At 52.3% G+C, this 22,832-nt stretch carries 23 protein-coding genes, 1 other RNA gene and 1 pseudogene; 11 read left to right on the forward strand and 14 right to left on the reverse strand.

The features are described from left to right. Positions 1 to 64: 64 nt before the first annotated feature. The 6 genes from acrA to JQN59_RS17175 all read left to right on the forward strand — a co-directional run bounded on the left by acrA (position 65) and on the right by JQN59_RS17175 (position 6,859). Positions 65 to 1,258, forward strand: coding sequence for a multidrug efflux RND transporter periplasmic adaptor subunit AcrA (acrA, locus tag JQN59_RS17150; RefSeq protein ID WP_020996573.1), 1,194 nt, complete (start codon positions 65 to 67; stop codon positions 1,256 to 1,258). 22 nt (positions 1,259 to 1,280) lie between these two features. Next, the gene (gene acrB / locus JQN59_RS17155; RefSeq protein WP_008783964.1) at positions 1,281 to 4,430 is read left to right on the forward strand and encodes an efflux RND transporter permease AcrB; all 3,150 of its coding nucleotides are present in this window, start codon (positions 1,281 to 1,283) and stop codon (positions 4,428 to 4,430) included. 488 nt (positions 4,431 to 4,918) lie between these two features. Continuing rightward, on the forward strand, positions 4,919 to 5,293 hold the full coding sequence (gene tomB / locus JQN59_RS17160; protein WP_003021733.1) for an Hha toxicity modulator TomB: 375 nt from the start codon (positions 4,919 to 4,921) through the stop codon (positions 5,291 to 5,293). Positions 5,294 to 5,320: 27 nt separating this feature from the next. Continuing rightward, positions 5,321 to 5,539, forward strand: coding sequence for an HHA domain-containing protein (locus tag JQN59_RS17165; protein ID WP_002892050.1), 219 nt, complete (start codon positions 5,321 to 5,323; stop codon positions 5,537 to 5,539). A gap of 181 nt (positions 5,540 to 5,720) precedes the next feature. Beyond that, on the forward strand, positions 5,721 to 6,272 hold the full coding sequence (gene maa, locus JQN59_RS17170) for a maltose O-acetyltransferase (RefSeq protein ID WP_003835924.1): 552 nt from the start codon (positions 5,721 to 5,723) through the stop codon (positions 6,270 to 6,272). Between the two features lie 116 nt (positions 6,273 to 6,388). After that, on the forward strand, positions 6,389 to 6,859 hold the full coding sequence (locus JQN59_RS17175; RefSeq protein ID WP_149607773.1) for a YlaC family protein: 471 nt from the start codon (positions 6,389 to 6,391) through the stop codon (positions 6,857 to 6,859). A 78-nt stretch (positions 6,860 to 6,937) separates the two neighbouring features. Here JQN59_RS17175 and ykgO read toward each other — a convergent pair whose 3' ends face one another. Further along, entirely contained in the window at positions 6,938 to 7,078 is a 141-nt protein-coding gene (ykgO, locus tag JQN59_RS17180; RefSeq protein ID WP_005125190.1) for a type B 50S ribosomal protein L36, read from the reverse strand. Position 7,079: 1 nt separating this feature from the next. Then, positions 7,080 to 7,340: a type B 50S ribosomal protein L31 gene (locus JQN59_RS17185; RefSeq protein WP_008783961.1), complete on the reverse strand. Its 261-nt coding sequence runs from the start codon at positions 7,338 to 7,340 to the stop codon at positions 7,080 to 7,082. A 188-nt stretch (positions 7,341 to 7,528) separates the two neighbouring features. Between JQN59_RS17185 and JQN59_RS17190 the strand changes: the two genes are divergently transcribed. Further along, positions 7,529 to 9,082: an EAL domain-containing protein gene (locus JQN59_RS17190; protein WP_149607774.1), complete on the forward strand. Its 1,554-nt coding sequence runs from the start codon at positions 7,529 to 7,531 to the stop codon at positions 9,080 to 9,082. Between the two features lie 51 nt (positions 9,083 to 9,133). On the opposite strand, the gene JQN59_RS17195 is transcribed toward JQN59_RS17190, so the two are convergent. Further along, complete coding sequence (locus JQN59_RS17195) at positions 9,134 to 9,487, reverse strand: DUF1428 domain-containing protein (RefSeq protein ID WP_048226278.1); 354 nt, start codon at positions 9,485 to 9,487, stop codon at positions 9,134 to 9,136. 64 nt (positions 9,488 to 9,551) lie between these two features. After that, positions 9,552 to 10,181 (reverse strand): membrane protein YczE, encoded by a 630-nt coding sequence (gene yczE / locus JQN59_RS17200; RefSeq protein WP_071445860.1) that lies wholly within the window; start codon positions 10,179 to 10,181, stop codon positions 9,552 to 9,554. A gap of 87 nt (positions 10,182 to 10,268) precedes the next feature. Here yczE and yczR point away from each other — a divergent pair, with 87 nt between their 5' ends. Next, positions 10,269 to 11,696, forward strand: coding sequence for a MocR-like transcription factor YczR (gene yczR, locus JQN59_RS17205; protein WP_149607775.1), 1,428 nt, complete (start codon positions 10,269 to 10,271; stop codon positions 11,694 to 11,696). Between the two features lie 59 nt (positions 11,697 to 11,755). Here yczR and JQN59_RS17210 read toward each other — a convergent pair whose 3' ends face one another. From JQN59_RS17210 to ffs, 3 genes are all read right to left on the reverse strand, one after another. Next, positions 11,756 to 11,974, reverse strand: a complete 219-nt coding sequence (locus JQN59_RS17210; protein ID WP_048226283.1) for a hypothetical protein — start codon at positions 11,972 to 11,974, stop codon at positions 11,756 to 11,758. Continuing rightward, a complete protein-coding gene (locus JQN59_RS17215) occupies positions 11,971 to 12,222 on the reverse strand; it encodes a hypothetical protein (RefSeq protein ID WP_149607776.1) in 252 nt (83 codons plus the stop codon). Before JQN59_RS17215 ends, JQN59_RS17210 begins: the two co-directional genes overlap by 4 nt. Before the next feature lie 198 nt (positions 12,223 to 12,420). After that, positions 12,421 to 12,517, reverse strand: an RNA gene (ffs, locus tag JQN59_RS17220) — signal recognition particle sRNA small type. An 84-nt stretch (positions 12,518 to 12,601) separates the two neighbouring features. On the opposite strand from ffs, the pseudogene JQN59_RS17225 reads away from it, so the two are divergent. Continuing rightward, a pseudogene (locus JQN59_RS17225) lies at positions 12,602 to 12,991 on the forward strand (MGMT family protein). 31 nt (positions 12,992 to 13,022) lie between these two features. Here the strand turns inward: JQN59_RS17225 and JQN59_RS17230 are convergent. Next, positions 13,023 to 13,592, reverse strand: coding sequence for a YbaY family lipoprotein (locus tag JQN59_RS17230; RefSeq protein WP_003021666.1), 570 nt, complete (start codon positions 13,590 to 13,592; stop codon positions 13,023 to 13,025). Between the two features lie 212 nt (positions 13,593 to 13,804). Here JQN59_RS17230 and tesB point away from each other — a divergent pair, with 212 nt between their 5' ends. Then, positions 13,805 to 14,665: an acyl-CoA thioesterase II gene (gene tesB, locus JQN59_RS17235; protein WP_003831027.1), complete on the forward strand. Its 861-nt coding sequence runs from the start codon at positions 13,805 to 13,807 to the stop codon at positions 14,663 to 14,665. A gap of 50 nt (positions 14,666 to 14,715) precedes the next feature. Here the strand turns inward: tesB and amtB are convergent, their stop codons facing one another. The 5 genes from amtB to decR all read right to left on the reverse strand — a co-directional run bounded on the left by amtB (position 14,716) and on the right by decR (position 20,667). Then, positions 14,716 to 16,002, reverse strand: coding sequence for an ammonium transporter AmtB (gene amtB / locus JQN59_RS17240; RefSeq protein WP_008783954.1), 1,287 nt, complete (start codon positions 16,000 to 16,002; stop codon positions 14,716 to 14,718). A gap of 31 nt (positions 16,003 to 16,033) precedes the next feature. Then, positions 16,034 to 16,372, reverse strand: coding sequence for a P-II family nitrogen regulator (glnK, locus tag JQN59_RS17245; protein ID WP_003021657.1), 339 nt, complete (start codon positions 16,370 to 16,372; stop codon positions 16,034 to 16,036). Positions 16,373 to 16,620: 248 nt separating this feature from the next. After that, positions 16,621 to 18,399 carry a SmdB family multidrug efflux ABC transporter permease/ATP-binding protein gene (locus JQN59_RS17250; protein ID WP_008783952.1) on the reverse strand — a complete coding sequence of 593 codons (1,779 nt, stop codon included), beginning with the start codon at positions 18,397 to 18,399 and terminating at the stop codon, positions 16,621 to 16,623. Further along, complete coding sequence (locus JQN59_RS17255) at positions 18,392 to 20,164, reverse strand: SmdA family multidrug ABC transporter permease/ATP-binding protein (RefSeq protein WP_048214788.1); 1,773 nt, start codon at positions 20,162 to 20,164, stop codon at positions 18,392 to 18,394. Before JQN59_RS17255 ends, JQN59_RS17250 begins: the two co-directional genes overlap by 8 nt. Before the next feature lie 44 nt (positions 20,165 to 20,208). Beyond that, the gene (gene decR / locus JQN59_RS17260; RefSeq protein ID WP_003831023.1) at positions 20,209 to 20,667 is read right to left on the reverse strand and encodes a DNA-binding transcriptional regulator DecR; all 459 of its coding nucleotides are present in this window, start codon (positions 20,665 to 20,667) and stop codon (positions 20,209 to 20,211) included. A gap of 116 nt (positions 20,668 to 20,783) precedes the next feature. Here decR and JQN59_RS17265 point away from each other — a divergent pair, with 116 nt between their 5' ends. Continuing rightward, entirely contained in the window at positions 20,784 to 21,839 is a 1,056-nt protein-coding gene (locus tag JQN59_RS17265; protein WP_220471131.1) for a PLP-dependent cysteine synthase family protein, read from the forward strand. 49 nt (positions 21,840 to 21,888) lie between these two features. On the opposite strand, the gene cof is transcribed toward JQN59_RS17265, so the two are convergent. Further along, complete coding sequence (gene cof / locus JQN59_RS17270; protein WP_008783948.1) at positions 21,889 to 22,707, reverse strand: HMP-PP phosphatase; 819 nt, start codon at positions 22,705 to 22,707, stop codon at positions 21,889 to 21,891. Positions 22,708 to 22,832 lie beyond the last annotated feature (125 nt).

Raw genomic sequence — 22,832 nt, forward strand, 5'->3', positions numbered from 1 at the left:
CAGCAATGGGTTTATGGGCTTTAAGCCATTGATCAATTTGAAATCGGACACTCGAGGTTTACATATGAACAAAAACAGAGGGTTAACGCCTCTGGCAGTCGTTCTGATGCTCTCAGGCAGCTTAGCGCTAACAGGATGTGACGACAAACAGGCCCAACAAGGGGGCCAGCAGATGCCAGAGGTTGGAGTTGTTACGCTCAAAACTGAACCTCTACAGATAACAACTGAGCTTCCGGGTCGCACCAGTGCGTTTCGCATTGCAGAAGTTCGCCCTCAGGTTAGCGGTATTATCCTGAAGCGTAATTTCACCGAAGGTGGTGACATCGAAGCGGGTGTATCTCTCTATCAGATTGATCCTGCGACTTACCAGGCCGCTTATGAAAGCGCAAAAGGTGATCTGGCCAAAGCACAAGCCGCAGCAAATATCGCTCAACTGACGGTTAAACGTTATCAGAAACTGTTGGGTACTAAGTACATCAGTCAACAGGATTACGATAGCGCGCAGGCAGACGCACAGCAGGCAAACGCCGCCGTTGTCGCCGCGAAAGCCGCGGTAGAAACTGCACGCATCAATCTGGCCTATACCAAAGTGACGTCGCCGATCAGCGGCCGCATTGGTAAATCATCCGTTACGGAAGGTGCTCTGGTGCAAAACGGTCAAGCGACCGCGCTGGCGACTGTTCAACAGTTGGACCCGATCTACGTGGACGTGACGCAGTCAAGCAACGACTTCCTGCGCCTGAAACAAGAGCTGGCCAACGGCACGCTGAAGCAAGAGAACGGCAAAGCGAAAGTCGAACTGGTAACCAATGACGGCATTAAATTCCCGCAGTCCGGTACGCTGGAATTTTCTGATGTGACGGTTGATCAAACTACCGGGTCGATTACGTTACGCGCCATCTTCCCTAACCCGGATCACACCTTACTGCCGGGTATGTTCGTTCGCGCACGTCTGGAAGAAGGGATTAACCCAACGGCATTACTGGTTCCACAGCAAGGCGTTACCCGTACACCGCGTGGCGATGCCAGTGCATTGGTTATCGGTGCAGACAACAAAGTTGAAACTCGTCAAATTGTCGCCGCACAAGCGATTGGCGACAAATGGTTAGTCACTGATGGACTTAAGCCGGGCGACCGCGTGATTGTCACTGGGCTGCAGAAAGTACGTCCTGGCGCGCAGGTAAAAGCGCAGGAAATCACCGCTGATAACAACCAGCAAGGCCAAAGCGGTAGCCAGCCTGAACAGTCCAAGTCTTAACTTAAACAGGAGCCGTTAAGACATGCCTAATTTCTTTATCGATCGCCCAATATTTGCGTGGGTGATCGCCATTATCATCATGTTGGCAGGGGGGCTCGCGATCCTCAAATTGCCGGTAGCGCAATATCCGACTATTGCACCGCCAGCAGTGACGATCTCCGCGACCTACCCTGGCGCTGATGCCAAAACAGTACAGGATACTGTTACGCAGGTTATCGAACAGAACATGAACGGTATCGATAACCTGATGTACATGTCCTCTAACAGTGACTCCACGGGTACCGTGCAGATCACCCTAACCTTCCAGTCTGGTACTGATGCGGATATCGCGCAGGTACAGGTGCAGAACAAACTGCAGCTGGCCATGCCGTTGCTGCCTCAGGAAGTACAGCAACAAGGGGTTAGCGTTGAGAAGTCATCCAGCAGCTTCCTGATGGTTGTCGGTGTTATCAACACCAACGGCACCATGACGCAGGAGGATATTTCCGACTACGTTGGCGCCAACATGAAGGATGCCATCAGCCGTACTTCAGGTGTGGGTGATGTTCAGCTGTTCGGTTCTCAGTACGCGATGCGTATCTGGATGGATCCGAACAAACTGAACAACTTCCAGCTGACGCCGGTTGATGTAATCAGCGCCATCAAAGCGCAGAACGCCCAGGTTGCAGCCGGTCAGTTAGGTGGTACGCCACCGGTGAAAGGCCAGCAGCTTAACGCATCAATCATCGCGCAAACCCGTCTGACCTCCGCTGATGAGTTCAGCAAAATTCTGCTGAAAGTGAATCAGGATGGTTCCCAGGTTCGTCTGCGTGACGTGGCGAAAGTGGAACTGGGCGGTGAGAACTACGACATCATTGCGAAGTTCAACGGTAAACCGGCATCCGGTCTGGGTATCAAGCTGGCGACAGGTGCTAACGCCCTGGATACAGCAAACGCTATCCGCGATGAACTGAAGAAGATGGAACCGTTCTTCCCGTCAGGTCTGAAGATCGTTTACCCGTATGACACCACACCGTTCGTGAAAATCTCTATTCACGAAGTAGTGAAAACGCTGGCGGAAGCAATCATCCTCGTGTTCCTGGTAATGTATCTGTTCCTGCAGAACTTCCGCGCGACGCTGATTCCGACTATCGCCGTGCCGGTGGTGCTCTTGGGTACGTTTGCCGTCCTTGCGATTTTCGGCTTCTCGATAAACACCCTGACGATGTTCGGGATGGTACTCGCCATCGGCCTGCTGGTGGATGACGCCATCGTTGTGGTCGAGAACGTTGAACGTGTAATGGCTGAGGAAGGACTACCGCCGAAGGAAGCAACGCGTAAATCAATGGGCCAGATTCAGGGCGCACTGGTGGGTATCGCGATGGTACTGTCAGCGGTATTTATCCCAATGGCGTTCTTCGGAGGTTCTACCGGTGCAATTTACCGTCAGTTCTCCATCACCATTGTTTCCGCGATGGCGTTGTCTGTGCTGGTGGCGTTGATTCTGACCCCTGCCCTGTGTGCGACCATGCTCAAACCGATTGCTAAAGGCGATCACGGAGAAGGCAAAAAAGGCTTCTTCGGCTGGTTTAACCGCATGTTCGATAAGAGTACGCACCATTACACCGATAGCGTAGGCGGTATTCTGCGCAGCACCGGTCGTTATCTGGCGCTGTATCTGATCATCGTCGTGGGCATGGCCTATCTGTTCGTTCGTCTGCCAAGTTCGTTCCTGCCAGACGAAGACCAGGGGGTATTCCTGTCTATGGCTCAGCTGCCTGCGGGTGCAACGCAAGAGCGTACCCAGAAGGTGCTGGACGAAATGACGGATTACTATCTGACCAAAGAAAAAGCGAACGTTGAATCGGTGTTTGCCGTTAACGGCTTCGGTTTTGCAGGTCGTGGTCAGAACACCGGTATCGCATTCGTCTCTTTGAAAGACTGGAGTGAACGTCCAGGTAAAGAGAACAAAGTTGAAGCGATTACTCAACGTGCAATGGGCGCATTCTCGCAGATCAAAGACGCGATGGTCTTTGCCTTTAACCTGCCAGCGATTGTGGAGTTAGGGACCGCGACCGGTTTCGACTTCCAGTTGATTGACCAGGCTGGTCTGGGCCATGAGAAGCTGACTCAGGCGCGTAACCAACTGTTTGGTGAAGTCGCGAAGCATCCTGATCTGTTGGTCGGTGTTCGTCCTAACGGTCTGGAAGATACGCCGCAGTTCAAGATCGATATCGATCAGGAAAAAGCGCAGGCTCTGGGCGTTTCCATTAGTGATATTAATACAACGCTGGGTGCAGCATGGGGCGGAAGCTACGTGAATGACTTCATCGACCGTGGTCGTGTGAAGAAAGTTTACGTCATGTCTGAAGCGAAATACCGTATGTTGCCGGAAGATATTGGAAACTGGTACGTCCGCGGCAGCGATGGACAGATGGTACCGTTCTCCGCCTTCTCTACCTCACGTTGGGAATACGGTTCACCGCGTCTGGAACGCTATAACGGTCTGCCGTCCATGGAAATCTTAGGCCAGGCCGCTCCGGGTAAAAGTACCGGTGAAGCCATGGCCATGATGGAGCAACTGGCCAGCAAACTGCCATCCGGTATCGGTTATGACTGGACCGGTATGTCCTACCAGGAACGACTGTCCGGCAACCAGGCCCCTGCCCTGTATGCCATTTCACTGATCGTCGTGTTCTTGTGTCTGGCAGCGCTGTACGAGAGCTGGTCAATTCCGTTCTCCGTAATGCTGGTTGTACCGCTGGGTGTTATCGGTGCATTGCTGGCAGCAACGTTCCGCGGCCTGACCAACGACGTTTACTTCCAGGTAGGCCTGCTCACAACCATTGGGTTGTCGGCGAAGAACGCGATACTTATCGTCGAATTCGCCAAAGACTTGATGGATAAAGAGGGTAAAGGTCTGATAGAGGCGACGCTGGACGCAGTACGCATGCGTTTACGTCCAATCCTGATGACGTCACTGGCCTTTATTCTGGGCGTAATGCCGCTGGTCATCAGTTCCGGCGCAGGTTCCGGTGCACAGAACGCCGTTGGTACTGGCGTAATGGGCGGGATGGTGACGGCAACCGTGTTGGCGATCTTCTTTGTTCCGGTGTTCTTTGTGGTGGTACGCCGCCGCTTTAGCCGCAAAAATGAAGATATTGAGCATAGCCACTCAGTAGAGCATCATTGATACATCTCTAAAGATAAGGCCGCGCAAGCGGCCTTTTTTCTGGAAAAATCATAAAAATCACTTATTGCCATTCCGTTTATTTTCTATCGGATAAATAAGCGATATAATCCTTGCAGCCTTAAAGGCTATTCTTAAAAAAACAGCGAGAGTTCTTATTTACTTTAATAAATATTAAGATTAATCCTATCCACTGGTTCACATTGTCGGTTGTTGCCTTTCGTTGCTAAACCTAAACAAGATAACCCGATGATTGCCCGAAGAATAAAGAAATTGTCCCATTTCGAATAGCGGCATTTATCTGTTAAAATGTAAAAATGACGTAGCATCATAATTTTACATAATTGTAATTTTTCGTGATATGACGATGAAATCTTTTTTAGAGTAGATTATAGTTAAATCATCAGGAGTCGCGGGCAAGTTCCAGGTAGTTGTTGTATCCATCCCGAAAGGTGTTCGGTTAGTTTAAGCCACTAAGAAGGGGATGCGTTATGGATGAATACTCACCCAAAAGACATGATATCGCGCAGCTTAAATTTCTCTGCGAAACTCTGTATCATGACTGTCTTGCAAACCTTGAACAAAGTAACCATGGCTGGGTTAATGACCCTACCTCTGCAACCAGCTTGCAGCTCAATGAACTGATAGAGCATATTGCAACCTTCGCACTTAATTATAAAATTAAGTACAATGAGGACAATAAGCTGATCGCGCAGATAGATGAATACCTGGATGACACTTTTATGTTGTTCAGCAGTTATGGTATTAATACGCAGGATCTGCAGAAATGGCGGAAGTCAGGTAATCGACTGTTTCGCTGTTTTGTCAATGCCACCAGGGCTAATCCTGTAAGTTTGTCTTGTTAAAAATTATTACAATCATAGGTAAGAGTTATGTCCGATAAACCATTAACTAAAACAGATTATTTGATGCGCCTGCGACGTTGCCAGACAATTGATACGCTAGAGCGCGTTATTGAAAAAAATAAATATGAATTGTCCGACAACGAACTGGCTGTATTTTACTCAGCAGCGGATCATCGCCTTGCTGAATTGACCATGAATAAGCTTTACGACAAGATTCCAACTTCTGTTTGGAAATTCATTCGCTAATTGCACTCAAGGTTAAGTCAGGTATAGCGGTACCGTTGTCTGGCTGACCATTTTCGTATTTACAATGGTTATTTAATTCAAATCGCGTGACTATGATCACAGCAAAGAAGCGGGAACGTTCCCCTTTTTTGCATTACGTTTTACTGTGCTGAAATAACCTTCAGTACACAGGGAATTCGTAATGCGTAATGAAAAGCAAAAAATGATCGCCGGCGAATACTATCGCCCGGCAGATGAAACGCTGCGCAGTGACCGACTACGCGCTCGTCAGTTGATCCATCGCTACAATCTCACCGCACCCGATGAAAAAAATGAGCGTCAGGCAATCCTGCACGATCTGTTAGGTCAGAGTGAGGGAGCCTATATTGAACCCTCTTTCCGTTGTGATTACGGTTATAACATCTATCTTGGTAAAGACTTTTACGCTAATTTCGACTGCGTTATGCTCGACGTCTGTCCAATTCATATTGGCGACAACTGCATGCTGGCACCAGGCGTTCATATCTATACCGCGACCCATCCGCTGGATGCTACCGAGCGCAACAGTGGCCTGGAGTTCGGGAAGCCCGTGACTATCGGCAATAATGTCTGGATAGGTGGCCGTGCAGTGATCAATCCCGGCGTCACGCTGGGCGATAACGTGGTTGTGGCATCAGGCGCAGTGGTCACTAAAAGCGTTCCGGCAAACACCGTGGTTGGGGGCAATCCCGCAAGGATCATCAAAACGCTGTGATCTTAAATGTAACTGTTATGCTAAATTGCGGTTAATCTGTTACTTTCTTCAAAGGGTATCCCCTTTTAAAATAGGGCGATCCCTCCTGAATTTTGCAGATATCACGAAGGCAAGAGATGACAGAAATACAGCGCCTGCTTACTGAAACAATCGACGACTTAAATATTCGCGAGAAGCGCGACAACAGACCGCGCTTTAGCATCAGCTTTATTCGCAAACACCCAGGGCTGTTTATCGGCATGTATGTTGCGTGGTTTGCCACGCTGGCGGTGATGCTACAGTCAGAAACGTTAGTCGATTCGGTATGGCTGCTGGTGGTACTGTTCGTTGTACTCAACGGCTTTTTCTTTTTCGACGTTGCGCCACGATACCGCTTTGAAGATATCGACGTTCTGGATTTTAGAGTTTGCTATAACGGAGAATGGTACAACACGCGCTTTGTCCCCTCCTCGCTCATCGATACTATCCTGCACTCACCGTCCGTGGATAGCGAACATAAAGCACAGCTGCAAAAGATGATATCGCGCAAAGGCGAACTCTCGTTTTACGATGTCTTTACGCTTACCCGCGCCCAGAACAGCCAGTAACGGCATCTCAGCACAGATAAAAAAAGTGCGTTCCTGCGAAGGTAACGCACTTTAATCCCTGAAATGCTGGCAAAGAAACTAACGTCTTTTTTTACGCCCCTGTACTGCTTTAAAGCGCGGATTCGTTTTGCAGATAACGTACAAACGCCCTTTACGTTTTACTATCTGGCAGTCAGGATGGCGCTGTTTTGCGCTGCGAAGTGAATTGAGTACCTGCATTTTAACCCCGCTTAACGCCAATAAAATGACCAAAACGTTTTTGGAAACGTGCTGCACTACCTTCATTATCAAAGGTTTTTTGTTTCCCGGTATAGTACGGATGTGATTTAGAAGAGATATCGAGGGTCACGTACGGGTACATTTTCCCCTCAAACTCAATCTCACGCTCAGTCTTGATGGTCGAGCCGACCTTAAAGAATTCATTGGCACTGGTATCGTGAAACACCACGGTACGATAAAAAGGATGAATATCCGGTTTCATGGTAACCTCAATTTGATACGTTATAACATAACCATCAAAATACACCACTCTTGTACAAACCACAACCTGATTTACGCTACAGGGAGTCAAACGGGATGATAAATGGCCGTAAATATATGATGCCAATCGAATAGCTTTTTGGGGTTTCGGATATACTTTCCCTACGCTGTGTAAATAAGGATATCACTGTGACAACACGACATCTGATAAGCCTGGTGACTGGGGTACTGTTCCTTTCTATCCTCGCGCCGGTAGGTTTAAGCCTGTGGCTGGCACATCGACAGGTCGAAACGAAATTTATCGATGAACTCGACATGTTCTCAACACGAGTCGCATTACGTACGGAACGCGTAGGCGAGCAGGCGAAAAAAGCATTACGCCATATTGAAGCATTTCAGGGGGTGCCTTGCAGTGACGAGCATTTGCTGGAAATGCGTCGTTTGTCCTATAGCTACCGCTATATTCAGGAAGTGCTGTACCTCAAAGATAATGTTCCGCAATGCTCATCTCTGGAAAAAAGAAGCCAGGCAGACGCATTTCCACCCGCAATGAAAGTCACGCCTGATGGATATCGCGCATGGCTTACCACGCAAAATGATTTGGGCATCAAGCGCTTTATGGCAGCATTAGGGAGCGAACATTATGTTGTGATGGTCGATCCGGGTTCTTTCATTGACGTCATCCCTTTTGGCTCATGGCCGATTGAAGTGACTATCATTGGCACCGTGCGCAACGTTGTTGTTGCCAGTAGCGCCGATCTGCCATCGGACGTTTTGCAGCATGTACAGCAAGAAAAATCGATTACTCATTTTAAAAAAGATGGCAGCATTTATAACGCCCGCCCCTTTCCTGAGTTGGGTATTACGATCGTAACCTGGGCATCTACCCTGCCATTGCAAAAAACCTGGCACCGGCAGGCACTGATCTGGCTCCCGGCAGGCATTCTTATAGGCTTGCTCACCGCCGCCTTTGTTTTGCGTATTTTGCGCCGCTTACAGTCGCCCCATCACCAATTACAGGACGCTATCCAGCATCGGGACATCAAAGTCCACTACCAACCAATTATCTCGCTCAAAACGGGGAAAGTGGTTGGAGCAGAGGCGCTGGCTCGCTGGCAGCAGGCCGACGGAAGCTATCTGTCGCCGGAAGTTTTCGTCGCGCTGGCGCATGAAACCGGGCAGACAGAGCCTCTCACACGGTTGATTATTGAAAGCGTATTTGAAGATTTAGGTAAATGGCTACGTCAGCATCCTGAGCAGCATATATCCATCAATCTTGAGTCAGCCGATCTGGCCTCCGAAACGCTTCCTGCTCTGTTAAGTCAGAAAGTGAACCACTGGCAACTTAAGCCTGCGCAAATCGCGTTGGAGCTAACTGAACGCGAGTTTGCCGACCCGAAAAACAGCGCGCCGTTTATTGCTAAATACCGTCAGGCAGGCCACTCGATCTATATCGATGATTTTGGCACCGGCTATTCCAGCCTGAGCTATTTACAGGATCTGGATGTCGACATCCTGAAGATAGACAAATCGTTCGTTGATGCACTGGAGTACAACAACGTGACGCCGCATATCATCGAGATAGCAAAAACGCTGAAACTTGAGATGGTGGCGGAAGGTATCGAAACCAAGAATCAGGAAACCTGGCTACGCCAGCATGGCGTGCAGTACGGTCAGGGCTGGCTTTACAGCAAAGCGCTGCCGAAGGCGGAATTTATTCTGTGGGCAGAAAAACGGCTTTAACATTGCTGTTGATGTTGAGATGGCTGGCGGCACGCCGCACAGCCAGTCACATCACTCTTCCATAATGGGCGCAAATCCACCGTAGATCATTCGCTTGCCGTCAAATGGCATAGATTCACCGAACTCCTTCATACGGGGATCGGACATCATCTTCTGATTCGCCGCATCGCGGACCTCTTTGGAAGGGTATTCAATCCAGCTGAATACCACTTCTTCATGCTCCTGTGCTTTCACAGCCATGCGAAAATCGGTCAGTTTGCCGTCGGGGACATCATCTGCCCAGCACTCCACTATGCGCAATGCACCGAACTCCTTGAAAAGCGGAGCTGCTTTTGCCGCCATCGCAATGTACGCCTCCTTGTTTTCAGCGGGTACGGCAACCACAAAGCCATCAACATACTTCATGAGAAAAACCTCCGAAGTGTACTGCGCGGCAAGCCGATTCCGGCCGCGTCAGTCGAGGTTAAGTTTAGTCGCCAGTAGGCGATCGCGCCCCAGGTGCATTCCTGATACGCGTACATGACTGCGGCTGATGCCGAAACCACGGCAGGCAAAGCTGAATCAACGGTCCGATAGCCAAGGCATACAGCACCGTACCAACGCCCACGGTTCCACCCAGCAGCCAACCGATAAGCAGCACCGACACTTCGATTGCGGTTCGAATTCGTCGTACTGGCCAGCCGGTACGCGCGTGGATACCGGTCATCAGACCATCACGCGGACCGGCGCCAAAACCTGCGCCAATGTACAGGCTGGTTGCTAACGCATTCAATATTACCGCTGACACCAGCAGCCCACTGCGCGCCAGCAGAGATTCAAATCCAGGAATCACCAGCAGCGCGGCATCTGCCGCCAGCCCGATCATAATCACGTTGCTCAGCGTGCCAAAGCCTGGACGCTGGCGCAGCGGTATCCACGCCAGCAACACCAACACGCCCACGGCAATAATCACCACGCCGATATTCATCGACAATAAATTGGCTACACCCAGGTGAAACACGTTCCACGGATCGGCCCCTAAATCAGCACGGACAAACATCGCCGTCGATACACCGTACAGTGTCAGCCCGATAAACAGCTGAAGCAAACGACGCAGCATGCTTTTCCCCTCTCACTCTCAGATAACTTTCATCTTCACCGCAATTGGCACTATGATTAATGTCCAGTTTTCAAAAAGTGGACTGCTATGTCATCTCGCCGTTATGGAAGTCAGTCTTTGCAACGCCTGCTCGGACACTGGCTGGAAAGCCCCTCGCGAACGCCCATCTGGCGACAGCTGGCAGAAGCGTTACGTCTGCTTATTCTCGATGGTCGACTGGCGCTGGATAGCCGCTTACCGGGTGAACGCGAGCTCGCCGTCGTCCTGCAAGTAAGTCGAACTACCGTCGCCAGCGCTATGGCGCAACTGCGTGAAGAGGGATATCTGGAAAGCCGTCATGGTAGCGGCTCACGGGTGATCCTGCCGGAACATATTCGCCATGTGCCAACCCGGACCAGTACCGGCACAGCACTTGATTTGTCCACGGCGGCTCTAAGTGCCGGTCCCGAAATTCATCAGGCTTACCAGCAGGCGCTGTTTGCTATGCCACAGCATTTGCTGAGCTCCGGGTATCTGCCGCAGGGGTTGTCGGTATTACGTGAATCCATCGCCCGGCATTATTGCGATCGCGGGCTCCCGACGCAGCCCGATGAAATCATGGTCGTGAATGGTGCAGTCAGCGGCCTGGCGCTGATCCTGCGTTTGCTCACCGGCCCCGGCGATCGCGTGGTGGTCGATCACCCCACTTATCCGCTGGCGATTGCCGCGATTCAAGGCGCATCCTGTCGTCCCGTCGGCGTGTCGCTACCCGAGCACGGTTGGGATACCGCGGGTCTGGTCGCCACCATCGCGCAAACCGCACCGAGAATGGCCTACCTGATGCCGGACTTTCACAATCCGACCGGGCGTTGCATGGACGCTGCAACTCGCCAGGTCGTGGCGGATATTGCCGAACGAACCCGCACAACCCTGGTGGTCGATGAGACGATGGTGAACCTGTGGTATGACGCCCCGCCGCCGCCGCCACTTGCCGCATTCAATCGCGACGCGCCGATCATTCTGTTGGGTTCGGCCGGGAAAAGCTTTTGGGGGGGATTACGTCTGGGCTGGATCCGGGCGTCGGCGCGAACCATTGCGGCGCTGGTACAAACCCGCGACACCTTCGATTTAGGCTCCCCGGTGCTTGAACAACTTGCCACCAGCTGGCTGCTGGATAACGCCGCCGACTTTATTCCTTACAGAAGACGGCTACTCACGTCGCAGCGCGATCTGTGCTCGAGCCTGATGAACGCACATTTCCCGGAGTGGCAGTTTACCCAGCCACAGGGAGGACTCTCTTTTTGGGTTGAACTGCCCGATACGCTGGCAACGCTGTTCGCTACGCGCGCCGAAAGCGTAGGCATTCAGTTAGGAACCGGTACGCGGTTTGGCCTTGATGGCGCATTCGATCGTTTTTTGCGTATGCCTTTCACGTTGCCGGATGACACAGCGCGTGCCGCCTTCAGGGTGTTACAACCCATTTGGGATAACCTGCGTTTGCAGGCCAACAGCGGGAAAGTACGCAAAATAATTTAAGCGACGAGTCAAAGGACTCGCCCTTATAAGCCGGGATGGATGAGAGAGTCCCGGTGATATTACCGCTGAGGGGGAACCGGAAAACCCTTCAGTGAAATCACGAAATTTTCACCGTCTTTCTTAATTTTTGCCCCGGCATCACACCAGTCTGAGGCAATACGGAAGAACTCATCGCTGCCGACGTTCCAGCTCAGACGAACATGTTTCACATAACCGGAGCGTAGTAAATCACAAGCTTCGCCGTAATTACAGGCAGTTGAGAGCGGTTGTTGTTTCATTTTTTCTTCTTCAGTAGTCTGCGCAACGCTTTGATTTCTTTAGGAGTCAGTGCTTCAACTACGGACTCTTCCGTATGCTGGCTATCGATATCCTCAGCGGAGACTCCCGCCTCTTCAACGGCGGTAAACGCAATCAGCAGCAGTTTTTCCGTCGCAATACTTAAATTTTCGTTATGCACTTCAGCGTAATGGCGAAGCTTTTCTTTTAGCGCCTCATCAATTTTGACATTCAATACAGCGGTCGACATCGTAGAAAATCCTTGTGGTCAGCCAAAACACACCGAATGTAAGACCCTGTCGTTACAGCGCGATGGCGGCGGCAAAAGCATCAAATAACATCCCCGAAACACATTGACAGCATTTGATGACAATAAAATGACAATACGATGACAAAGAAAAGAAGATAAGCAGAAGGGAAATTGCCGGACGGCAGAATTGGGTGGGGGCCCTGCCAGCTACATCCCGGCACACACGTCATCTGCCTTGGCTGCTTCCTTCCGGACCTGACCTGGTAAACAGAGTAGTGTTGCGGGAGAACCAACAGAGCCCCCATTGAGAGCGTTGTTAACCAACGCGCAGGCGCATTATCACTGCTGCACCCTGTAATTGCAACCCATCCAGCATCGGATGCTGTTTTCTTGTGCAATGCGGCTTCACTCCCTCGCCATTCGGCATTATGCTGGAGGATTAGCGCAGGAATAAATAATGGATATACAAGACACTTTCCCCCAACGCGTCTGGCAAATCGTCGCATCAATCCCCGAAGGTTTCGTCACAACGTATGGCGATGTTGCCAGGCTTGCCGGTTCGCCGCGCGCTGCGCGCCAGGTCGGCGGCGTGCTTAAGCGTCTCCCCGAAGGCAGCACTTTGCCCTGGCATCGGGTGGTTAATCGTCATGGTGCCATTTCGCTGACCGGCCCCGACTTACAACGGCAGCGTCAGGCGTTGCTGGCAGAAGGAATAGTGGTTTCAGGAAGCGGGCAGATAGATTTACAGCGCTATCGCTGGGTGTACTAACCCTCTCCAGACGGAGAGGGTTACGACTGCCTTAGTACTGCGTGGGAGCAGGAACGGCAGAAGAGGGATTTACCTGGGTTGGTGACGTTGACGGCACCGTGGTGGCTGCCCCACCGCTTGCCTGAACCGGTACTGCTGTTTGCTGTACAGGGACCAGCGTCAGGTCAGCTTTCGTACCACCCTGATTAATGACCGTCTGAACGGTATCAGTAATAAAGACCAGTTTGTCATTAACCGTAATTGCCGCACTCAGCAGAATACGGGCGTTAGGCTGAATATCTGCCGGGTTAAATGGTAATACAAAGCTGAATGGCGCCTGCTTACCTTCAGTACGGACCGCTTTTTGCGACAGCACTTTTGACGGTGCATCGGCCAGCGACGCATCTGACAGCGTGACGGTCAGCACCGCATCGGGTGGCAAGGCCACTTTCTGGCGGATCCATACCGTACCAGAAACGTTTGGCTGTTGAATTTTAGACTGTGTGTCAGCAATTGACGTATTAGGGCTTGGCGCAGGTGTCTGAATATCTGCACTTTTATCAGCACAGGCCGCCAGAGCGACCGCAACCGCTAAACCACTTACCATGTGCACGAGTTTCATTAAATTCTCCTTATCATCTATGCACCAGCGAGAACTATCCTCGCCAGAAGAGTGGTTAACAAAAACATAACGTGACTAAGTGTGGCACAAGACAGCTGTTTTTGCCTGTAATAGGCCTTTAATTCAGACAATTGCACCCATCGGACCACTTTCAAAATTGCGTTATACTCTGCCTACCTCGCTGCGAGATCGATATAACCTGGAGAGCACGTATGAGTCTGGCGCTGAAAAATTTGCTGACATTGTTAAATCTGGAAAAAATTGAAGAAGGACTCTTTCGGGGCCAAAGTGAAGACTTAGGGTTACGTCAGGTTTTTGGGGGACAGGTTGTCGGTCAGGCGCTGTATGCCGCCAAAGAAACCGTACCGGAAGAGCGTCTGGTGCACTCCTTCCACAGCTACTTTTTACGCCCCGGCGATAGCCAAAAGCCCATCATCTATGATGTAGAAGTCTTGCGTGATGGTAACAGCTTCAGCGCGCGCCGCGTTGCCGCAATTCAGAATGGTAAACCCATTTTTTACATGACCGCCTCTTTCCAGGCACCGGAAGACGGATTTGAACATCAGAAAACCATGCCGGATGCGCCGGGTCCCGATGAGCTGAAATCAGAAACAGAAATTGCCCGCTCAGTGGCGCATTTACTGCCGCCGCTGTTGAAAGAAAAATTTATCAACGATCGTCCGTTGGAAGTGCGCCCGGTTGAATTTCATAACCCCTTAAAAGGTCACGTCGCACCTCCGGCGCGCCAGGTATGGATCCGTGCAAACGGCGAGCTGCAGGACGATCTGCGCGTCCATCAATATCTGCTGGGTTATGCCTCAGACCTGAACTTCCTGCCTGTAGCGCTGCAGCCGTACGGGATTGGTTTTCTGGAAAAAGGGATTCAGATCGCCACCATTGACCATTCAATGTGGTTCCACCGTCCGTTCAATATTAATGAGTGGCTGTTGTATAACGTCGAGAGTACTTCTGCCTCCGGTGCCAGAGGTTTTGTACGCGGGGAGTTTTATACGCAGGACGGCGTGCTGGTCGCCTCTACCGTGCAGGAAGGGGTAATGCGTAATCGCAATTGAGAATTACCGGATGGTGGCGCAAAAGCGTTACCATCCGGCAGATTGAAACATCAAGCGTTATAAGCGTTCTCGCCGTGACTGTTCACATCCAGACCTTCGCGTTCCTGCTCTTCCGGTACGCGCAGCCCCACCGTCATATCCGCCAGCTTATAGCCAATGAAGGCCACCACGCCGGACCAGACGATGGTGATCGCCACACTTTCCAGTTGCACCAGCAGCTGATGCCCCATGGTCACGCCCTCAGCAAAGCCCACGCCGCCCAGTGAGCTGGCAGCGAAAACCCCGGTCAGGATGCAGCCAACAATACCGCACACGCCGTGCACGCCAAACACATCACACGGATCGTCCACGCGCAGAAAACGCTTCAGCATGGTTACGCCCCACAGGCCAGCCAACCCCGCAACCACACCGATAATCAGCGCCCCACCGACACCGATGTAGCCACATGCAGGTGTTACGCCCACCAGACCCGCAATAGCGCCAGAACAGGCGCCCAGCAGAGACGGTTTGCCACGCAGCGCCCATTCACCGAAGATCCATCCGAGGATGGCGGCGGCGGTGGCGACCACGGTATTGACGAAGGCCAGTGCGGCAATTTCATTCGCCGTTCCCGCTGAACCGGCGTTAAAGCCAAACCAACCAATGTAGAGAATAGCGGTACCGGTGAAGACCATCGGCAGATTATGCGGTTTAAAGGCTTCTTTGCCAAAACCGACACGTTTGCCAATCAGATACGCACCAACCAGACCGGCAATCGCTGCGTTGATGTGCACGACCGTCCCGCCGGCAAAATCCAGTGCGCCGTGAGAAGCCAGCAATCCGCCGCCCCAGACCATATGTGCAATGGGGATGTACGACAGCGTTAACCACACCACCACAAAAATCAGCACCGCAGAGAAACGAATACGCTCAGCCAGCGCCCCGACAATCAGCCCAACGGTGATGCAGGCAAAAGATCCCTGAAAAGCAACGTGAATGTACTGGTAGAAGCTCCCCGTGACCGCCGTCAGCGCGATGTTCTTCAGCAATACCCAGTTGAAGTTGCCGAAGAAATTATTCCCTTCGCCAAAGGCCAGTGAGTAGCCATAAACCACCCATAGAATACAAACCAGAGCGAATGTCACCGTCACCTGAGTCAGCATCGACAGTACGTTCTTACCGCGAATCAAACCGCCGTAGAACAACGCAATGCCAGGGATAGTCATAAACAGCACCAGCGCGGTACAGATCATCATAAAAGCGTTATCTGCTTTATCCGCAACCGCCGGTGCCGCCATCGCCAGTCCCGGCAGTAGTGCCAGTGAAGCAATACCCGTTTTCATCGTTGCTATCTTCATTTTTTGGTTTCCTATCACTGTGTGCCAGAAGTTACAGTGCGGCTTCGTCGGCTTCGCCGGTACGAATACGAATCACACGTTGCAGCTCGGCGACGAAGATTTTGCCGTCGCCAATTTTTCCGGTGTATGCCGCCTTACTGATGACATCAATCACGCCATCCAGTTGGTCGTCGGCAATCGCCACATCAATCTTCACCTTTGGCAGAAAATTGACGCTATATTCAGCCCCACGGTACAGCTCAGCATGACCTTTCTGTCGGCCAAACCCCTTCACTTCGGTGACGGTCAGCCCCTGAATACCAATAGACGACAGTGCTTCACGGACGTCTTCCAGTTTGAACGGTTTGATTACCACGGTAACCAGCTTCATAGATCCCCTCCAGTCAGAATTCAGTAGTGGCTGCAGATACACGAGAGGAATATTGCAAGGGGTGTGCCAGGAATGAAAAACGCGGAATGATTCAGGTTCGCCGGGTACTATCGGGAGAGAAAAAGAAAAAACGCACTATAACGGTGCATAGTGCGTTACATTTTTGCACCAGATTGTTGATTGCCGGATGGCGGCGTAAACGCCTTACCCGGCCTACGATACCGCGTGGCCGGATAAGCACTGCGCCGTCAGGCGATAACAGAATCCTCTTGCGTGCTGGCGGCTAACTCTTCGCCCGCCAGCTGCAGCTGATACATCTGCCAGTAACGGCCTTGCGCCGCCAGTAATTGCTGGTGCGTACCACGCTCAACCGCCTGACCGCGATGCAGCACCAGAATGGTATCCGCATCGACAATCGTCGATAACCGATGCGCAATCACCACCAGCGTAGTGTGTTCACGGACCGCCGCCAGCGCGTGCTGAATGGCCTGTTCAGTACCGGAATCAATACTGGCCGTGGCTTCATCGAGGATCAGCACCTGCGGCGTTTCAACCAATACCCGCGCCAGCGCCAGCAGCTGTTTCTGCCCAACGGAGAGATTATTGCCCTGCTCGCCCAGCCGGGTATGGATCCCCTCGCTCAAACCCCGAGCCAGTTCTGCCAGTTGCACAGTCTCCAGCGCCTGCCAGACCCGCTCTTCTGAGATATCGCGACCCAGCGTGACGTTTGCCAGGAAGGTATCCGCCATCACCACCGGATCCTGCTGCACCATCGCGATGCCCTGACGTAACGCACCGTGGCTCAGAGAAGACAACGGACGTCCGTCAAGGCGGATTTCCCCCTGCGTCAGCGGGTAATATCCCATCAGCAGGCTGGCCAGCGTGCTTTTGCCGCTGCCTGTGTGTCCGACCAAAGCCACAAAGCTGCGCGAAGGCACGGACAGACTGATGTTTTGCAGCACCAGGTTGTCGTCGCGATAGGCAAATGAAACGTTATCCACCTCAATGTCTCCGCTTTTGAGCGGGCGATCGTCTTCACCATAGCGCTGACGAGGCCCGTCCATCAGTTCGAACACTCGCTCACCAGCGACAACCGCCTGCTGCAGCATTGATTGCTGGGTGGTCAGCTCGATCAGCGGTTCGTTCAAACGGCCGAGGTAGCTGATGAACGCGTACAGCACGCCAACCTCGATGGAGGTGCCAGAGGTAAAACTGAACAGCATCAGCAAACCGCAGAGGATCAGCGCCGAGAACAGGCTCAGCAGCGGACGCAGCAAAAAACCATCCAGTCGCAGGGTTTGCATACGCGCCATATAGTGCGAGCGGCTGGCCTCGCCCATTCTCTCGCCAAACCTTGCCTGCTGGCGGAACTGCTGGATAACGCTCATGCCGTTGATGACTTCGTTAAAGCCATCGTTAATATCCGCCAGATAAGCGCGTACCCGACGCACAATCGGGGTGCTGTAGCGTTGGTAAATCACCATCACCACCAGCACGGCCGGGAAAATGGCCATTGCCACCAGCGCCATGCGCCATTCCAGGCTGAACATTGCCACCAACATCGCGCCGATTAAGGCCGCACTGCGCAGGACCGTTGCGACCACCGTCACGTACAGGTCGCGAATAACTTCAGTATCATTGGTCACGCGGGAGATAAGCTGCCCGACGGGCTGAGTATCAAAAGCGCTGAGCGGCTGGCGCAGCGCAGCGTCCATTACGTCGGTGCGTAACTGTTGTACTACGCCAACCGCCGCCTGGTTAAACAGCAATGACTGCGCGTAATGCAGACCTGCCGCCAGCAGTTGCAGACCGACATAGGCCGCAACCAGCCCGGCAACCATCGCCAATGGCAGATTGTTCTTCGCCACCATGTTATCGATAAAATAGCTAATCAGCAGCGGACCGCTGACTTCCGCCGCCGCAGCCACCCATAGCATGACTACCGCAATCGCCAGCTGTTTTCGCCATGGGGAACCATACGCCAGCAGTCTTTTCAGAGTTGGCCATAATTGCCCGAAACTACGCATTAGCCGCCTCCTCGTTTATCTCTGGTGCATCAGACAGCGCCGCTTCAAGTTGCTGATAGCGGTACATGTCGCGATACCAACCGGGCTGTTGCACTAAAGATTCATGCTCACCGCGCTGAGCAATATGCCCATGCTGCATCACGATAATCTCGCTGGCTTCCGTCAAAGCCGATAAACGGTGTGCGCTGATAATCACGGTTCTGCCTTCGCCCCACTGGCGCAGGTTATGTAGGATCTGATGTTCGGTACGACCATCCACCGCCGACAGCGCATCATCCAGAATCAGAATTTCAGCGTTCAGCAGTAACGCTCGAGCGATAGAAATACGCTGTTTTTGCCCGCCAGACAGCATCACCCCGCGTTCGCCCACTTCGGTGTCGTAGCCCTGAGGAAGACGTAAAATATCCTCATGAACGCTGGCAAGGCGCGCCACATGCTCGATCTCTTCCTGCGTGGCCTGCGGGCGTCCTAAGGCGATGTTATTACCGACGGTATCGGAAAACAGGAATGGCGTCTGGCTGACAACCGCCAGTCGGCTGCGCCAGCTATCCAGCTGTAAGCGCGTTAATGGGATATCATGAAAGCGCACATCGCCCTGGGTGATATCAAAATGACGCTGGATCAGCGACAGTACCGTACTTTTTCCCGCACCGGTCGGACCACAGATGCCCAGCATCTGTCCAGGTTTGAGCTGGAAATTCACATTTTCCAGCGCCGGGTGGGTGGTTTGCGGGTAACAAAATTCGCGAATCGCCACCGCCAGCTCCCCGCGTCCTTCCGGCACCGGTTCAGTACCGTCATCCACTACCGGCGCTTCTGCCAGCATGGCGCGAATTCGGCTATACGCGGCGCTGCCGCGTTCGACGATGTTAAACATCCAGGCCAGCGCCAGCATCGGCCAAATCATCAGACCGAGATACATCATAAAGCTGGTGAGCTGCCCGAGCGTCAGCGAGCCGTGAACCACCATCCAGCTTCCCCCGGCAATCGCCAGCAGGTTAGCCATACCAATGGCGATATAAATCGTAGGATCAAAGCGGGCGTCAATGCGCGCCACACTCAGGTTTTTCTTACCGGTATCTTCAGCATCAGCGGCAAATAATGCCGACTGCCGATCCTCCAGCCCAAAGGCCTTGATCATACGAATACTGGTCAGGCTTTCCTGAGTACGATCGTTGAGACTGGAAAACGCCGCCTGCGCCAGCTTAAAACGGTGATGGAGTCGATCGCCGTAACGTTTGATCATCAACGCCATCACCGGCATCGGCAGCAGCGCAATGAGCGTCAGTTGCCAACTTATCTGCGTTGACATCACGATCAGCACCGCACACCCCATAACCAGCGAATCTACCAGCGTCAGCACCCCTTCTCCGGCGGCAAATACGACGCGATCGACATCGTTGGTTGCCCGCGCCATCAGATCGCCCGTACGGTGCCGCAGATAAAATTCTGGATGCTGGCGACTCAACTGACGGTAATAATCTTCCCGCAGCTCAACCGCCAGTTGGTAGGATGCGCCAAAGAGCAGCACGCGCCAGACATAACGCAGCAAATAAACCACCACGGCAATCAGGGCAATTGTCCCCACCCACATCAGCAGCCGCTCGGTGGTGAAGCGTTGAGTCGTCACGCCATCCACAATGATCCCGACCACTTTCGGCGGAATAAGCTGAAGGATAGCGATGATGATAAGCAGGGCCACTGCCCCGAGGTAGCGACGCCACTCCCGGCGGAAGTACCAGCTTAATTGAGCAAATAATCGCACGCGTTATGTCCTGACAAGATTTCCGGCAATAAGCGCCGGGAGAATTATTCAATAGGTAGAGCAGTTGTGTATTTAATCTGTTCCATGGCAAAGCTGGAGGTGACGTCAGACAGGCCCGGTACGCTGTTCACCAGGCGCTTATAGAATTCATCATAGCTTTTCATATCAGCAACCTGCACTCGCATCAGGTAGTCATACTCCCCTGCCATACGCCAGAACCCCAGAACCTCGGGCATTCCGGTCACTTCAGTGACAAAGCGGCAATACCATTCGCTGCTGTGATGCTGAGTTTTGATCAGCACAAACGCGGTGAGTCCCAGCCCCAGTTTTTCTGGATCCAACAGGGCGACTCTGCCCAGCAGGATACCGTCATCCTCAAGTCGTTTGAGACGTTTCCAGCAGGGGGTGGTAGTCAGATTAACGGCATCTGCTAATGCCTGCAAAGAAAGGGTGCAGTCCTGTTGCAGTAAGCCGAGTAGCTTGCGGTCAATTTTGTCTAACATATCCACTCCACAGAGAAGAATTTTCTCCTTACATTCTATTTTAAAGGCTAAATGGCAACAATTTTTTCCGTGCTTTTCGCTATTCTGGGCACAAAATGACAAATGGATATCTATTAATGATGAATAGCTCCTGGGTTAAAAACGCCATCAATGAAATCAACGCGGATTATCAGCGTTCTGCGGATACGCATCTCATTCGCCTGTCGCTACCGGCGTTCCCGGGCATTCAGCTCTATTTAAAAGATGAGAGCACGCATCCGACCGGGAGTCTGAAGCATCGTCTGGCACGCTCACTGTTTCTGTACGGATTGTGTAATGGCTGGATCAAAGAAGGCACCACCATCATTGAATCATCGTCCGGTTCAACGGCGGTCTCTGAAGCTTATTTCGCTCGACTGTTAGGGTTGCCATTTATTGCCGTCATGCCTTCCTGTACGGCAAAACGTAAAGTTGAACAGATTGAATTTTACGGCGGTCGCTGTCATTTCGTGGAAAGCGCCTGCGAAATCTATGCGGCCTCTGAGCAACTGGCGCGTGAGCTGAACGGTCATTACATGGACCAGTTCACTTACGCTGAGCGCGCCACCGACTGGCGCGGCAATAATAATATCGCCGACAGCATCTTTCGTCAGATGCAGTGCGAGCCCAACCCCGTTCCCCGCCATATTGTGATGAGCGCCGGAACCGGTGGCACCTCAGCAACCATTGGCCGCTATATTCGCTGTCAGGGCTACGACACTCAACTGATGGTAGTGGACCCGGAAAACTCGGTCTTTCTGCCCTTCTGGCAGGATCGCGATGCCACGTTACGCAGTCCGGTAGGAAGTAAAATTGAAGGCATTGGCCGCCCGCGTGTCGAACCGTCTTTCATTCCTGACGTGGTCGATGAAATGCTGCGCGTGCCGGATGCCGCAAGCGTGGCCACCGCACACTGGCTGGAAACGCAGTTGGGCCGCAAGGTCGGCGCCTCTACCGGCACAAACATGTGGGGAACGCTACAACTTGCCGCCCGTATGCGCGATGCAGGCGTTACCGGTTCGCTGGTGACACTGTTGTGTGACAGCGGCGAACGCTATCTGGAAACCTACTACAACCCACAGTGGGTCGACGCTCACATCGGTGATTTAACGCCGTGGAAAGCGGAGCTTGCCCAACTACTGAACACCCATTAATGGGATAAAAAAAGCCAGACGCGAAGTCTGGCTTGCTGGAAGGGATCTCTCATTCGGGGGAATAAGGTAGATGTGGATTGTCCAGCCAATGCGTCAAAAAGTGTGACACTGCCTGATTACGGCAATGCCCAATCACCGATAAATGAGGCAGTTCAGCAATCAGTTGCGGCATCGCGTTACCCATAATCAGGCCGCGCCCAACGCTGCCTAACATTTCGCGATCGTTCATGGCATCGCCAAACGCCATACACTCGGCCATTGAATAACCTAAATGGTCGCTCAATACCGCCAACGCGGATCCTTTATTACAGCCCAGCGGCAGCACCTCAAGGCAATCAAACGCGGAAAAACAGAGATTCGCCTGTTCACCCAGCGCTTCATTCAGTTGAATTCGCAATTGGATCAGAGAGTCATGATCGCCGCAGAAACAGACTTTCGTAACCTGATGCGCCGGAATACGTTTCACATCGACGATCTGGTAGCGAAATCCGCTATACACATGCGCCTGCAGCAGTGAGGGGATCTCTTGTCCGGTGAACCAGCCATTGTCATTAAAGACATGCATGCTGGCGGTAGTGTCCCACTTCTGATGCAACACAATATCCGCGACATTCGGATCCAGATCCTGACGGTGTAACACATCGCCCTCAACAGAGTGAATGCGCGTGCCATTACCCGTGATCAAAAAGGCGTCCAGCGAGATCGAGCCTAAAATATGGCGCATCTCAAGCACATGGCGACCGGTGGCAAATGTCAGAGTAATATCGCGTTCACGCAGGCGCGACAGCGTTGAAAGCGTTTCGTCACCTAAATGGTGATTCGGCATCAAAAGGGTGCCATCCATATCAAATGCAGCCAGACGAGCCATTTCTTTCTCCACACTGTGACGCGGTTAACTTGTGATCCAGTATCACCTGAGATATACGGAAGTAATAGTGAATAGATAAAATGAATTGTTCCGGGTTTCTCTACGCATACACCGTTAACGAACAT

Origin of the sequence: Citrobacter sp. B72 (genome assembly GCF_016894305.1) — a bacterium.
Classification (GTDB): Bacteria; Pseudomonadota; Gammaproteobacteria; order Enterobacterales; family Enterobacteriaceae; genus Citrobacter; species Citrobacter portucalensis.

Excerpts from the sequence above, each read along its gene's own strand:
- acrA (WP_020996573.1), top strand. The coding sequence starts at position 65 with ATGAACAAAAACAGAGGGTTAACGCCTCTGGCAGTCGTTCTGATGCTC.
- acrB (WP_008783964.1), top strand. The coding sequence starts at position 1,281 with ATGCCTAATTTCTTTATCGATCGCCCAATATTTGCGTGGGTGATCGCC.
- tomB (WP_003021733.1), top strand. The coding sequence starts at position 4,919 with ATGGATGAATACTCACCCAAAAGACATGATATCGCGCAGCTTAAATTT.
- JQN59_RS17165 (WP_002892050.1), top strand. The coding sequence starts at position 5,321 with ATGTCCGATAAACCATTAACTAAAACAGATTATTTGATGCGCCTGCGA.
- maa (WP_003835924.1), top strand. The coding sequence starts at position 5,721 with ATGCGTAATGAAAAGCAAAAAATGATCGCCGGCGAATACTATCGCCCG.
- JQN59_RS17175 (WP_149607773.1), top strand. The coding sequence starts at position 6,389 with ATGACAGAAATACAGCGCCTGCTTACTGAAACAATCGACGACTTAAAT.
- ykgO (WP_005125190.1), bottom strand. The coding sequence starts at position 7,078 with ATGCAGGTACTCAATTCACTTCGCAGCGCAAAACAGCGCCATCCTGAC.
- JQN59_RS17185 (WP_008783961.1), bottom strand. The coding sequence starts at position 7,340 with ATGAAACCGGATATTCATCCTTTTTATCGTACCGTGGTGTTTCACGAT.
- JQN59_RS17195 (WP_048226278.1), bottom strand. The coding sequence starts at position 9,487 with ATGAAGTATGTTGATGGCTTTGTGGTTGCCGTACCCGCTGAAAACAAG.
- yczE (WP_071445860.1), bottom strand. The coding sequence starts at position 10,181 with ATGCTGCGTCGTTTGCTTCAGCTGTTTATCGGGCTGACACTGTACGGT.
- yczR (WP_149607775.1), top strand. The coding sequence starts at position 10,269 with ATGTCATCTCGCCGTTATGGAAGTCAGTCTTTGCAACGCCTGCTCGGA.
- JQN59_RS17210 (WP_048226283.1), bottom strand. The coding sequence starts at position 11,974 with ATGAAACAACAACCGCTCTCAACTGCCTGTAATTACGGCGAAGCTTGT.
- JQN59_RS17215 (WP_149607776.1), bottom strand. The coding sequence starts at position 12,222 with ATGTCGACCGCTGTATTGAATGTCAAAATTGATGAGGCGCTAAAAGAA.
- JQN59_RS17230 (WP_003021666.1), bottom strand. The coding sequence starts at position 13,592 with ATGAAACTCGTGCACATGGTAAGTGGTTTAGCGGTTGCGGTCGCTCTG.
- tesB (WP_003831027.1), top strand. The coding sequence starts at position 13,805 with ATGAGTCTGGCGCTGAAAAATTTGCTGACATTGTTAAATCTGGAAAAA.
- amtB (WP_008783954.1), bottom strand. The coding sequence starts at position 16,002 with ATGAAGATAGCAACGATGAAAACGGGTATTGCTTCACTGGCACTACTG.
- glnK (WP_003021657.1), bottom strand. The coding sequence starts at position 16,372 with ATGAAGCTGGTTACCGTGGTAATCAAACCGTTCAAACTGGAAGACGTC.
- JQN59_RS17250 (WP_008783952.1), bottom strand. The coding sequence starts at position 18,399 with ATGCGTAGTTTCGGGCAATTATGGCCAACTCTGAAAAGACTGCTGGCG.
- decR (WP_003831023.1), bottom strand. The coding sequence starts at position 20,667 with ATGTTAGACAAAATTGACCGCAAGCTACTCGGCTTACTGCAACAGGAC.
- JQN59_RS17265 (WP_220471131.1), top strand. The coding sequence starts at position 20,784 with ATGATGAATAGCTCCTGGGTTAAAAACGCCATCAATGAAATCAACGCG.
- cof (WP_008783948.1), bottom strand. The coding sequence starts at position 22,707 with ATGGCTCGTCTGGCTGCATTTGATATGGATGGCACCCTTTTGATGCCG.